Source organism: Natronobeatus ordinarius, from assembly GCF_024362485.1.
GTDB lineage: Archaea > Halobacteriota > Halobacteria > Halobacteriales > Natrialbaceae > Natronobeatus > Natronobeatus ordinarius.
Map to the genome: position 1 here is coordinate 3,459,848 of NZ_CP101456.1, position 13,851 is coordinate 3,473,698.

The window sequence follows — 13,851 nt, forward strand, 5'->3', positions numbered from 1 at the left end:
CGCGCCGCTGGGATTATCAGAATTGGTAATTTGCGGATGAATTTTTTGAAGGGGGACGCTCTCGAGGGAGTCAATGGCTATTGACGAGGCTGATGGAACCGACGCCGGTCACCTCTCCGGGTCCGATCCGTCGGCATCCGAGTCGGACGAACGCGATTCTGCCGGGCCGATACGCGATTCGAGCGTTCGCGTCGGCGAGTACACGTGGGCCGACTTCATGGAGGAGTACGGGCACGGCGACGAGGTGTCCTCGCTGTACGGTCACGGGTCAGCGTCGACGGAGAGTCAACTCGGACTCGAGACCGGTGAATCGGCCGACGTTCCGACCGGGACTGACTGGGACGACGTAACGTTCGATCCAGAGACGTACCTCGGCTATCATCCGGACGACCTCTCCGACCTCATCACTGACGTTTTCGGACCGAACGCGAAGTACCTCAACGACGCCTTCCTCGACTACGTCGACCCCGAGACGACCCCGGTCGTCAAAGACGTTTACACGTGGGAACACTACAAGTGGGAGTACTATTACGACGACGACGGCGCCAGACCACGTACCAAAGATGGGACGATCGAACCGTTTGACGAGGAGGCGGCACTCGGGTTCGATCCGGACGACCTCGAGGCGAAACTGTCCCAGGCCGACGACGTCGCGATGGCTCTCGACGACGTCATCGACGAACGAACGGTCACCGTCAGTGAGGACCTCGACGAAGACGACTTCTTCTCGACCGACGACGGACACACTACCGTCGTCAACCGGTACGACCTCGAGAAGGCGGTCCCGCTCGAGAAGAAGGCGTACTTCCGCGAAGAGGAACGCTACTGGGTGAACAAGCCCTACACGTTCATCATTATTTTCCACTCGGAGAAGGAAAACGAGAAAAAGTACTACGCGATCGAACCGTATCTGAACGAGATCGAAACCGAACTCCAGGAGTTCCTCTCGGGCAAACTCCGAACGGCAATCAAGTACGCTGACGACGGCGTCAAACACACCGCAACCGACGACGACAAGCAGGCCGTCATCGAAACGGAGACGCGAAAACTGCTGAAACGGTACGATCTCTTCGAGAAACCGGACCGTGGTGACGGTGACGGGATCCTCGGATCCGTCACGTCACTGTTCGGAGACGGGGACGACTCAGCGTCCGACACCGGTGCCAGTGACACACCGGCCGGCGACTCGAGTACGCACAGCGACGACGACGAGCAGACGGGTCTCCTCGGAAAAGTGAAGCGTCTGATCAACGACGACGATGCGGAGGCAAGCGCCAACGCCGGAGAGGGCGAGGGCGAATCCGCCGACAAGAGACGAACGGAGCCACTCGGCGAGCTCGACGGCATCGTCACCCGGCCCGAGCCGGTACTCCTGGAGGAGGACTCGGACACGCTGAACGAGTACCAGGTCGAGAAGTTGCTCTACATGCTCAAGCGCAACTTCATCGGCTACGAGCGAATCGATCCCATCAAACACGACATCAACGTCGAGGACATCTCCGTCGACGGTTACAACTCACCCGTCTTCGTCTACCACTCCGAGTACGAACAGATCATCTCGAACATTTACCACGGTGAGAAAGAACTCGACGACTTCGTCGTCAAACTCGCCCAGCGATCCGGGAAGGGGATCAGCAAACGCCTCCCGCAGGTCGACGCGACACTGCCGGACGGTTCGCGTGCGCAGCTGACACTCGGGGCTGAGGTCTCAGACCACGGGACGAACTACACGATCAGGCAGTTCAAGGACGTCCCGTTCACGCCGATCGACCTGATCAACTGGAATACGTTCAGCTTAGACGAGATGGCCTTCCTCTGGCTCTGCATCGAGAACCACAAGAGCCTGATCTTCGCCGGCGGTACCGCGTCCGGGAAGACGACCTCGCTCAACGCGGTCTCGCTCTTTATTCCCTCGAGTACCAAGATCGTCTCCATCGAGGACACTCGCGAGGTCGAACTCCCACAACGGAACTGGATCGCCTCTGTGACGCGACCCTCGTTCTCCGACGACGCCCAGGGTGACGTCGACGAGTTCGACTTACTCGAGGCCGCACTGCGTCAACGACCCGACTACATCGTCATGGGTGAGATCCGTGGTGAGGAGGGTCGGACAGCGTTCCAGGTCATGTCGACGGGGCACACGACGTACACGACGTTCCACGCCGACTCCGTCGACGAGGTGCTGAAACGCTTTACGACCGACCCGATCAACGTCTCGAAGACGATGTTCACGGCCCTGGACCTCGTCTCGATCCAGACCCAGACCCGGGTCCAGGGCCGGAAGGTCCGTCGAAACAAGTCGCTCACCGAGATTAACCACTACGAGGCCGAAAACGACGAGATCAACGTCCAGGACGTCTACCAGTGGCAGGCAGAGACCGACGAGTACCTCAAGATGGGTGACTCGAACATCCTCGATGAGATCCAGTTCGACCGGGGATGGAGCTACGAGAAACTCGAGGAGGAACTGTTCAAACGCCAGGCCATCCTCGCGTACCTGATCAAAAACGGACTCAACACGTATGCACAGGTCGCTGCGACGGTTCAGGCGTTCATCAACGACCCCGAGACGATCCTCACGCTCATCGCGAACGGACAACTCGAGGAGAGTCTCGAGGACCTCCGGACGATGGAAAGCGTCCTGATCGACGTCGATCCGGAAAAGGAAGCCCTCGTTCCCCGGCCGGACGCGACGGACGAGACGTACAATCTCTCACTCGACATTTTAGAGCGGGCCGAGGAGTCGCTGTTCGAGGAGTATCGCGGGAAGGTACCCAGCGGACTTGGCAGCGTCATCGACGACATCGGAGAAGCCGACCCGATCGAGGTCGACAGGGCTGACGTCGACGAGTTCGACTTCGAGGGCGAAGTCGACGACGGCGTCGAGGAAGCTGAGTGGGAACTCGGCGACGGATCGGCCGAGTTCACGTTCGACGACGACGTCGGAACTGAACCACCGTCGTGGCTCGAGGACGACAGCGGATTCGTGGTCGCCGATACCGCCGACGCGTCGGCCGACGACGCCGAACCGGCGGATGCCAGCGCCGATGCTGACGGGGAGGCGCCGGAGCGACCGCAACTCGAGGCGGCGCAGCCGACCACCGACGAGGCGGAGGCGGCGGACTCCGAAACTGCTGTACCGGCGAGTGAGGGGGCAGCCGGCGACTCCGCTGCGGACGGTCACCGGTCGGCGGTCGAGTCGTCGACAGGCGAGGAAGAATCCGACGGCGACGAGACACTCGACCTCGAGACGGATGCCGCCCCCGCCGGGACCGGGTTTGGATTCGAGAGCGAGGACGAGGATGACGACGACGTGGGGAGTCTCTTCGAGGACATGGGGAGTACGCTCGAGGAACTCGAGCGTGCTGAGTCCGCCACCGAATCTGCTTCTGGGTCGTCGGCTGACGCCGACGACGATCCCGAATCGATAGCGGAGCAGGACGCACTCGACTCGATCTTCGCCGACGACGAATTGGAACCCGAGTCCACGACGAAGGGCGACCCCTCGAGTGAGGAGCCCTCGAGTGAGGAGCCCGAGTCCACCGACGGCGAACCGTCGACGGAGACGGCCGACACCGCCGTCCCGGAGCAGGACATCGACGCTGACCGCTCGGTGAACGCTGCCGATTCCGTTGTGGACGAGGCGATGTTCGAAGAGGGGGCCACCGACGACGAGGCCGCTGGCGACGAGTCAGTCGACCGTGACGACGCCCCGCCCGGCGAACGCGCCGATACGCCGACGTCGGTCTTTGAGGACGCACCCGAGTCGATCTTCAGCGACGAGTCGGACGAGGACGAAACCGACGGCGGATCGCTGTTCGACGACGCTGCCGACTCCCCGTTCGAGCGTGCGGAGTCGTCGGCCTCCAGTGACGAGGAGGACGACGCATGAGCCTGAAGGTGGGCGGTGAGTCGAACAGTGGCGTCGCCACGAGTTCCGACGCGCTGGGCGACGCGTTCTACCCGCTCTACGACAGACTGTTCGACGAAGACAGCGGCTTCGTCCGCGACGTTGAGCAGAAACTCGCTCAGTCCCGGATGACCGACACGGTCGAACTCTACCTCGCCCGGTCACTCGGCGTCGGATTCATCAGCGGCCTCCTGCTCTGGCTGCTCGGGCTGGTCCTCGGGTACGTGATCTTCGTCACTGGGCTCGTCACCGTCGACACCCTCATCGGGATGCCAGTTCGGGACCCGGCGATCATCGAACTCCTCGAGATGCTTCGGATCCCTGCACTGGTCGTCGTCACCGGCTTGGTGTTCGGGGTGATCGGGTTCGCACTCGGGTTCGGCTCGCTGGTCGCCGTCCCGTACTCCCGCGCCTCCGCGCGTAACCGGGAGATCAACATGCTGTTGACCGACTCGGTGTCGTACATGTACGCGCTCTCGGTCGGTGGGCTCAACCAGCTCGAGATCCTCGAGGCGATGGCGGAGGCCGAGGACACCTACGGCGAGGTGTCAAAGGAGTTTCAGAGCATCGTCCAGGAGACGGAGTACTTCGACATCGACTACCGGACGGCCGTCCGGAAACAGGCGATCGAGACACCGAGCGACGAACTCTCGCAGTTTCTGACCGACATGCTCTCGATCATCAACAGCGGCGGGGACATGGAGAGCTTCTTAGAGGACAAGAAAGAAAAGCACATGCGGACGGCCAAACAGCAACAGGAACAGATCCTCGACACGCTCGAGCTGTTCGGCGAGATGTACATGACGCTCTCGCTGTTCCCGTTACTGATGATCATCCTGATGGTGATCATGCAGATCATGCCGGATACGGACGTGTCGAACACGATGCTCTACCTGGTCGTCTATGCGCTGATTCCGCTGGTGGGAGTCGGCTTCATCGTCCTGGTTTCGACGGTCAAGATCGACGACCCTGGCGACGGCTACCTCTCGTTCGATGGCGGTGGCGACCGCCGGGTCGAACGCGCCGGCGGCGGATTGCTCGACCTCGGACTGATCGAGCAGTTCACCGGCGGTCACAGCGTCTTCGACCGGATCAAAAGTCGAGAGGGGACACACGAAACGATTCAGATCCTCCGGCAGCCACATCACTTCTTCAGAGAACAACCGCTGTACACGCTCGCGTTGACGGTGCCGACTGCACTGGTCGTCGTCGTCACGGCGATGGTGAGCGGTTCGGCACCGACGACGTGGGAGGGACTCGTCGACAACGCCGTCTGGGGGACGTTCATCTACCTCTACGTTCCCGCGTATCTGACGATGATTCCGCTCGCGATCTTCCGCGAGTGGAACCTCCGCTCGCGAAAAGGCGTCACCGGAACGCTCTCTGAGGATCTGCGAAAGCTCTCGAGTGCGAACGACACCGGCCAGACGTTGCTCGAGTCGCTCGACTCGGTTGCGGAGACCTCGAACGGGAAGCTGTCCCGTGAGTTCGAGGAGATGCACACCAAAGTCAAATACGGAATGAGTCTGGGTGAGGCGCTGATCGAGTTCAACAACAAGTATCACATGCCGCGGCTGGCTCGCACCGTCAGGCTCATCGAGAAGGCACAGGAGGCCTCGAACGAGATCTCTGACGTCCTTCGGACGGCCGCCGTCGCGAGCGAGAACCACGACGACATCGAGCGAGATCGGAAGGCGCGGACGATGATGCAGGTTGCCATCATCATCATGACGTTCATGACGATGCTCGCGGTGATGGCGATCTTGCAGACGCAGTTCATCGACACGTTTGCCACGCTCGACACCGGTAACGGTGGCGCTGACGCAGGTGGCGGTGCCGACGGACTGGAACTGGACGTCAACACGGATCTGCTGTCGATGCTGTTCTTCCACGCGGTGACGTTCCAGGCGATCCTCTCGGGATTCATCAGCGGCTACATCCGCGACGCAGACCTGATGAGCGGCCTGAAGTACGCGATCGTGCTGGTCACGGTCGCACTCGTCGTGTGGGCGGTGATCTCCTGAAATGACCCGAAAACGCACTCCCACGGTGTCGATTTCGCTTTCCGACCGCGGCCAGACGACGCAGGATTTCGCCGTCGGTATCGGGCTGTTCCTGCTCGCCATCGCGTTCGTGTTCACGTACGTCCCGACGCTCATCACGCCGTTTTCGACGCCGGTTGGCGGGGCAGAGACGGCCCAGGCCGACCGGATCGCGGCGACGATCGTCGACGACCTCTCGGTGGACACCGACGGCGCGAACGAACTGAATCTGACGGCGTTCGACGAGCGGTACGAAAGTGAGGAGGACCGAATCGAGAACCTCGGGCTCAGGTCGACCACGACGGCCGACGGCGACCCTATCGCGATCGATCGAGTAAACGTCACGATCTACTCACTCAACGAATCGACCGGCGGTAATGACCTTCCCGTCACGGCTGGCGACGACTACGATGAGGGACAGGCGACCTCGAGCGCCTCGCGGATCGTCACGATCGACCCGGCTGAAGGCGACGACTACGAGTGCAACCCCGCCTGCCGACTCTCCGTGAGGGTATGGTAACATGAGACGCCGACAGTCGCGTTCGGACCGCGGGCAGGCGTACACTCTCGAGGGCTTTATCGGCTCGATGGCGGTCTTGCTGGCGGTGTTGCTCGCCATGCAGGCGGTCGTGATCACGCCGACGACCGGCGGGACGATCGACCGATCCATTCAGGCCCAACAACAGCAGGAGCTCCAGGACTCGCTGGTCGTCGCCGACGCCGAGGGGAACCTGTCGGCGATGGTTCGTCACTGGGAAATCAACGAATCGACTGCACCCTCGGTCACCTTCGAGAACGAAAGTCTCGGACTTCCACAAGGGACGTACGAACCGTCGGCGTTCGAGGAACGGTTCCTCCTGGGAGAAATCCTGGGCGAACGGTTCGCGGAAGGCGACGGCCGTAACTACAACGTCGAACTGCACCACCAGAACGAGAGCGACGACGAACCCGTGAAACTGGTCTACCAGGGCCAGCCGGACACCAACGCGTTCACCGCGAGCAAGATCGTGACGCTGTACGACGATCAGCACCTGACAGGAGATGAGAGTACGAGTGAGACCCTCGGTGAAGTCTACGAGGGGTACCCGGACGAGTCACCGATACCGAACGTCGACGACGACCAGACCATCTACAACGTCGTGGAGGTGCGCGTCGTCGTATGGTGACCGAACGACACGACCGCGGCCAGCTGATCCTCATCACTGCGATCGCCGTCGCGTTCATCCTCTTAGCCATCGTCATCGTCTTCAACGGTCTCCTGTTCACCCAGACGATCGCCTCCGAAGACGCGAGCAAGGCCACGACCGACGTGAAAACGTCAGAGCGCGAACTCGAGCAAGGGATTCAGGGGATCGTGCAGCGATCGAACCTCGAGGAGAGCAGCGACTGGGAAACCGACGTCGAGTCGTTTGTTTCCGAGTACCGGGACGCGACGGGAGCGACGAAACCAGCGATTGTGAACGTTTCAGTGGACAGTTCTGAGGGGGCGACGTTTCATAGTGAAACGATTTCTGCCAAAGAGGACAAACAGGAGCACATCGGCCACTTCACCCTCGAAGAACCCAATGACGTTGACGTGAATATAACGGAGGCAGGGAGCGGGATCACCCTGTGTGATGAAACTGTAGATAGCGATGGTGTCGTCGATTTCGTCACGGGATCGAATCTACCGAGCGGTTGTGAACCTCTCAACCCCGCCGATGAGCATGAGATTTCGATCGATCTAGATGACGATGTGTACTACGAGATGGTAACCAAAGACTCCGGTGGAAACGCGGCGTGGGCTGTCGATATCACCTACACCTACGACTCGAGCGGCGTCACCTACGATCGGACGTTTACGGTCGATATCTACGAGGGCGTGCCGGATCACGCCTGGCCGGAGGGTGATGACACGTGACCGGCCGATTGCGCCGTGACGATCGGGCGGTTTCGATTGCGGTAACGCACGTGCTGACGATCGCCGTCACCACGCTGATCATCGCCGGGCTGATGATGGGGACGGGCTTTCTCCTCGAGACGGAGAAAGAGCGCAGTGCCGCGGACTCACTCGAGACGATCGGTGAGCGACTCTCGAGCCAACTCTCGAGCGTGGATCGGGCGACCGCCGACGGGGGGAACGTGACGATCGAGGCCGATCATCCACAGACGGTGGCGGGAGCTGGGTACACGGTCGAATTGACTGATTCGTGCTCCGAGCAGCCGCTGCTCGACGACGAGATTGACCACTGTTTGATCCTGGCTTATCAGGGTGGTGACCTCGAGGTTGGCGTCCCGGTGAAAGTGACGCACAACGACATCGATCCGAGTTCCGCATCGGGCGGGACGATCGAAATTCGGAGTGACGGAGACGAGATTTACATTGGAGGTGAAGCTGCGTGAGAGGCGATGACCGTGCGGTGAGCGAGGTGCTCGGGTTCGTCCTCGTGTTCGGGATCATCATCGGCTCTGTCGGGCTGCTGGCGTTCGTCGGCTTCGAGGCGATGACTGAGTACCAGGAGGGCGAGCAGCTTCGAAACGCCGAGCGAGGGATGGTCGCCCTCGCGGACAACTTCAACGACGTGCTTCGATCGGACGGCATCGACGAACGGGCGGGTGAACTCGCGTTGCGCGAGGGGACGATCACGACCGGCAGTGGTGGTGCTGTACTCAACGTCACCGTCGAAACGAGCGATGGGGCGGAAGTACATCCGCTCGAGAGCGGCAACGTCTCGCTGGGAACGTTCCAGTATTCCGCTGGCGGCCGAGAGGACACCATCGCCTACGAGGGCGGTGGCGTCTTCCGCGGCGACCCGAGTGGCAACGTCACCATCTCGGAGCCACCGGTCAGGTGTGACGCAGACAGCGGGGCGGTCGTCGTCTCGCTCGTCGCCATCGAAGCCGACGACCAGTCGCTGGCGAGCAGCAACGTCCAGGAGTTCACGGCGGTGAAACAGCGCGACGAGTCACAGACGGTCGTCACCGACGTCGAGGAGGTCAGACTCGAGTTCCTCGAACCATCGCCGTACCAGAACGGCTGGGAGCGGTCGCTGACGAACGACGGCTGGAGCACCGTCGACGGTGACGTGTTCACGTGCAACGGAGACGACGTCGGCCGCGTCTCCGTCCACGTCGTCGTCATCGACATCGAGTACTGATTCTCACCGCGTCGTCTGTGGCGTCGATCACGCCCTCTCCGCCGACCAGTCGCCGGTCAGCATCGCCCGGAGCCCCGCGCGTTCGGCCATCGAAACGACTCGCGCGGCGAGCTCGTCTGTGTCGCCCGTCGTATCGAGGAAGAGCCCGTTCGAGAGCTCCCGAACCGAGGGCATCGGCGAACCATCTGACCGCGTTGGCTCGTCGTTGAGCACCGTCTGACCGTCGTCCGGGCCCCAGGGCGTCTGGATGCCGGAGAGGCCGCGCTCGAAGAGGAACTCCGCGGCGTGGGCCGTCGCCTCCTCGGGCCTCGAGTGGCCGATGGCGCCGATGGAACCCCGGTCGCCGAAGAATCGAACGACGTACTCGCCGCTTTTCCGTCCCGATTCGTCGTGAGCGGCGTCGGCCGACGAGCCAGTTTCAGGCTCTTCCTCGAGTTTAGTTTCGTCGGTCGGTTCCGTGGCTGATTTCTCCGGGTTCGGATCTCCGGTGTTGGGTCTCTCCGGGTCCGGATCTCCGGTGTTGGATCTTTCCGGGTCCGGATCTCCGGTGTTGGATCTTTCCGGGGTTGCATTTCCGGTGTCGCCGGTCGAGTCCGGGTCTCCGTCGAGTTCGCCGACGGATCGGTCGTCGGCCACGAACAGCGGCGCGTCTGCTGTCGACTCCGGTTCGTCCTCGTCGAATCGACTGGCAGCCGCCGACTCGGTGACCCCCGAGGACTGTCTGGACGACGGCTCGGCTCCGGTCACGATCGGTGACGTGGCGTCGGCGAGCTCCTCGACGAGCGAGTCGACGAAGCTGGCGCTGGCGCGCTGGAACGTCGGCTGGTAGCGCTCCCCGGCGACCAGTGCGAGTTCGTGAGCGATCGTCGATGCCAGTTCGGCTCGGCCCACGGCGAGTCGACGGGCGGCGTGACGACGCGTCTGTCGCTCGAATCGCTGTGCGACGCTTCGCTTCGAGAAGTGAGCGAGCGCGTCGTCGTGCTCGTAAATCGCGTGAAGCGGACACTCGAATCGGTCGGAGCCATCGACACCGGCGAGTAACACGAGCTCCCTGCCGTTCGTGTAGATCGCTCTGTCGACCCCGGTTCGGGCCATCGTCGTTTGTAACCGATCGACGCGGTCGGACTCGAGCGACTCCGCGTACGACTCGACGGCGACGAACATCCCCGGCGTCGACGTTACGGCGAGGACGTACTGGAGTCGGGTACCAGCGACGGTGACGTCGGTTCGACAGTCGGGGTGGTGTACGTCCCAGCCCAGGGTTTCGAGCAGCGGCTCGAGGAGCCACGATCGCGTCTCTGCCGTCGACGTCGGCGGTGACGCGTCGGTAAGCGCTCGAATCCGGTCGGCGAACGAGCGAAGGTCGCTCCGGTCCATCGTAGACGGATACGGCCGATCGGATCAAGTATCGATCGGTGGGACGTTCTCCGCCGACAGACGGTGTTCTCAACACTGATAATCGCGGGTGAGGATTTATTGTCGGAGACGAACGCTATCGGCGTATGTTAGGCCCGTTTCGAGTAGTGATACCGAAGTTTATACGCAGAAGATATGCGTTGAAGTTTGCGATCGGGCTTTTGATCCTCGGCCTCGCCATCGGTGTGGCGGGTTTTCTCGGTACGGGAGAAATCGCGGCGGAGGTCGAAAGCCAGGCGTTCGAGGAGCAATCTGCACTCGCGGATACGGAAGCGCGGAACTTCGAACGGTGGCACGAGTCGAATCTCCTGGTCACTGATTCACTCACCAACCACGACGTTATCCAGGACGGTGATCCCAGCTCGGCGTATCTTAGCACCCAGAGAGACGGGTTTAGCGGGGCGAGCCATATACACTACATCGACGACGAAGCGGGCGAAGTTGTCGCCAGTTCGTACACACCGCTCGAGGGGAGGTCCTTCGACGAAATCGATGCGCCGTGGACCGAGCTCCCAACGTTCGACGAGATGGACCCCGAGGAGTACAGAGAAGCGAGATTCGTTGGGACCCACACGTCCGTCGTCGGTGAGGAGGTTGCCGTCTACGTCCAACCCGTCGAAGTGTCACGGGTGACCGCCGAAGGGACGGCTGACGACTTCGAGGGCACGATCGTCTACACCGTCAGCCTTCAGTCGCTCGGCGACGGCATGCTCAACGACGATGGCCGAATCGCGTACGTCGTGGATCAGTCGTCAGAAACGGTTATCGTCGACCCGACTGGTTCGTCACTATTCGAAGGGTACGGACACGCCAATATACTGGACGGCGCTTCCGGATCGGCCACCATCGACAGGGTTTCGGACTCGCTCGAACAGTCGCTCGTGAGAGACGACGCTCACGGGGCAGCAGACTACCACCGACAGGAGTACATCGCCTCCTACGCACAGATTCCGGGCGAAGAGAATCTCTACGTCGTCGTCCACACCCCCGAAGAGCAGGCGTTCGGATTCGCCTACACCATCCAGGAGTACGGCACTTACCTCTCTATCGGGGGAACACTCTTTATCGTCCTCGTGGGTGGCATCATCGCCCGAAATACCTCCAGGTCGCTCAATCACCTCGAGAACCAGGCCAAGCGGATCGGTGAGGGTGACCTCGAAGTCGAGTTCGAGACCAAGCGCATCGACAGTATCGGGCAACTCTACGACGAATTCGCCCGAATGCGTGACTCCCTGAAACGTCAGATTCTGGAGGCTCAGGAAGCCCGCGAGGAGGCAGAACGCGCTCGCGTGGAAACCGAGAAAGTCAACGCCGAACTCGAGGCAAAAGCAGACGAGTACCGACGCGTGATGCGATCCTGTGCACAGGGAGACCTCACGGCCCGTCTCGATCCCGAGACCGAGAACGAGTCCATGCGCGAGATCGGTGAGGAGTTCAACCTGATGATCGGCGAGATCGAAGAGACGACCGCGAACCTCAAAGCGTTCGCATCCGAGGTCGCGACGCGTTCCGAACAGGTGACTGCGAGTTCCGAGGAAGTCAGGTCGGCGTCCGAACAGGTCACGAGTTCGGTTCAGGAGATCTCCGACGGTGCAGATCGTCAGAACGAGAGTCTTCAGTCGGTCACCCACGAGATGAACGGCCTCTCGACGACGACCGAAGAGATCGCCGCCTCGTCCAACGAGGTCGCCGACATCGCCGAACGGACCGCAAAAACTGGTCGAAGCGGTCGCGAAGCGGCCCAGCAGGCGATCGCCGGGATGAACCAGATCGAGACCGAGTCCGAGGCCGCCGTCGAAGAGATCGAGCGACTCGAGGCGGAGATGGGACAGATCGACGAACTCCTGACGTTCATCACCGAGATCGCCGAGCAGACCAACATGCTGGCGTTGAACGCCAACATCGAAGCCGCCCGCTCGGGATCGTCGGGTGAGGGCTTCTCGGTGGTCGCCAGCGAAGTCAAAGAGCTGGCCGAGGAGACCAAAGACGCAGCAGAGGACATCGAACGGCGCCTCGATCGGATCCAGACCCAGACCGAACGGACGGCCGAGGAAGTCCAGGCGACGAGCCAGCACGTCTCAGAGAACAAGGCGTCCGTCGAGAGCGCGGTCGAGGCGCTCGACGAGATTGCCGAGTACGCGACGGAGACGAACAACGGCGTGCAAGAGATCTCCGCGGCCAGTCAGCAGCAGGCAGCGTCGACCCAGGAAGTCGTCGCGATGGTCGACGAGGCGGCGACGATCGCCGAGCAGACGAGTGCCGAAAGCGAAAACGTGGCCGCTGCAGCCGAAGAGCAGACCTCCTCGCTCACCGAAGTCTCACAGAGTGCGAACGACCTCGCGGGCAAAGCTGTCCAGCTCTCCCAGGCGCTGGATCGCTTCGACACCGACGCCGACGTCGCCGATCTAGAGGACGGCGCCGACCTCGAAGGCGAGAGTGCCATCCTCTCTGAGGGTGGTGATCTGATCGACGCCCTTCAGGCTGACGACTTCGGGACGGATGGCGAGTCGGACGAACCGCTCGAGGGATTCACCTACGAAGAAGAGCCGATGGGTGACGACTCGGACGACGACGAGCCACTCGCAGTGGGACCAGCAGACGAATCGGCGGCCTCCGAGACCGAACCGGCGGACGCGTTCGACGCCAGTCGACCCACTGAATCCGACGACGCGACCGATCCACTCACGGCCTTAGAGGACGAGTTCGAAGCGAGAGACGAGCCACTCGCCGTGGACCCGAGTGATGAATCGGAGACGGTCGAGTCAGAACCTGCTGACACGGTCGCGGCTGGACCGGCCGACCAACACGACGAGGACGAAGAGCCGTTCGCGGTCGGACCGGCCGACACCGACGGAGCGGAGTCCACCATCGAGTCCGAGGAAGCGGCCGACCCGCTCGCGGCTCTCGGTGACGAACCTGACGACGACAGTGACGGAGCCGACGAGGCGATCGCCGTCGACCCCGTCGACGAATCCGAGGAACCGGTCGATTCACTCGAGTTCGACTCGACCGACGACGCAGACGACCTCTTCGACGCGGAACCAGCCGACGACGTCGAAGCCGACGGAGACGACTCGAGCGAACACGGAGACGAATCGGCACAGGAAGCCGACGGAGACGACTCGAGCGAACACGGAGACGAATCGGCACAGGAAGCCGACGGAGACGACTCGAGCGAACACGGAGACGACGTGTTCTCCTTTGGCGACAGTCGCTGATCGGCTCTGGCGCGGCCGAACGTTGGTTTTCTACCGGTTCGAATGTGGTCTGTTAGCCACTGAACGTCATTCCACACCCTGCTCGTGATTCAGCAGCCAGAACTGGCGTGACTCGCCGGTCCTGATCG

The 13,851-nt window shown here is 61.9% G+C and carries 9 protein-coding genes; 8 read left to right on the forward strand and 1 reads right to left on the reverse strand.

What is annotated here, in order from left to right; all coding sequences use genetic code 11:
• The first annotated feature begins 73 nt into the window (after positions 1-73).
• Genes NMQ09_RS17605 through NMQ09_RS17635 form a run of 7 tightly spaced genes read left to right on the forward strand, consistent with a single transcriptional unit; the run spans position 74 to position 9,089 of the window.
• Positions 74-3,892, forward strand: a complete 3,819-nt coding sequence (locus tag NMQ09_RS17605) for an ATPase, T2SS/T4P/T4SS family (protein ID WP_255191884.1) — start codon at positions 74-76, stop codon at positions 3,890-3,892.
• A complete protein-coding gene (locus NMQ09_RS17610) occupies positions 3,889-5,934 on the forward strand; it encodes a type II secretion system F family protein (RefSeq protein ID WP_255191885.1) in 2,046 nt (681 codons plus the stop codon). Before NMQ09_RS17605 ends, NMQ09_RS17610 begins: the two co-directional genes overlap by 4 nt.
• A 1-nt stretch (position 5,935) precedes the next feature.
• On the forward strand, positions 5,936-6,472 hold the full coding sequence (locus NMQ09_RS17615) for a DUF7287 family protein (protein ID WP_255191886.1): 537 nt from the start codon (positions 5,936-5,938) through the stop codon (positions 6,470-6,472).
• 1 nt (position 6,473) lies between these two features.
• A complete protein-coding gene (locus tag NMQ09_RS17620; RefSeq protein ID WP_255191887.1) occupies positions 6,474-7,118 on the forward strand; it encodes a DUF7288 family protein in 645 nt (214 codons plus the stop codon).
• Positions 7,112-7,852: a DUF7261 family protein gene (locus NMQ09_RS17625; RefSeq protein ID WP_255191888.1), complete on the forward strand. Its 741-nt coding sequence runs from the start codon at positions 7,112-7,114 to the stop codon at positions 7,850-7,852. Before NMQ09_RS17620 ends, NMQ09_RS17625 begins: the two co-directional genes overlap by 7 nt.
• Positions 7,849-8,334, forward strand: a complete 486-nt coding sequence (locus NMQ09_RS17630) for a DUF7266 family protein (RefSeq protein WP_255191889.1) — start codon at positions 7,849-7,851, stop codon at positions 8,332-8,334. The genes NMQ09_RS17625 and NMQ09_RS17630 overlap by 4 nt, the downstream gene beginning before the upstream one ends.
• Positions 8,331-9,089 carry a DUF7289 family protein gene (locus NMQ09_RS17635; RefSeq protein WP_255191890.1) on the forward strand — a complete coding sequence of 253 codons (759 nt, stop codon included), beginning with the start codon at positions 8,331-8,333 and terminating at the stop codon, positions 9,087-9,089. Before NMQ09_RS17630 ends, NMQ09_RS17635 begins: the two co-directional genes overlap by 4 nt.
• A gap of 27 nt (positions 9,090-9,116) precedes the next feature.
• Here NMQ09_RS17635 and NMQ09_RS17640 read toward each other — a convergent pair whose 3' ends face one another.
• Entirely contained in the window at positions 9,117-10,466 is a 1,350-nt protein-coding gene (locus NMQ09_RS17640) for a hypothetical protein (protein WP_255191891.1), read from the reverse strand.
• Between the two features lie 125 nt (positions 10,467-10,591).
• Here NMQ09_RS17640 and NMQ09_RS17645 point away from each other — a divergent pair, with 125 nt between their 5' ends.
• A complete protein-coding gene (locus NMQ09_RS17645) occupies positions 10,592-13,723 on the forward strand; it encodes a methyl-accepting chemotaxis protein (protein WP_255191892.1) in 3,132 nt (1,043 codons plus the stop codon).
• Positions 13,724-13,851 lie beyond the last annotated feature (128 nt).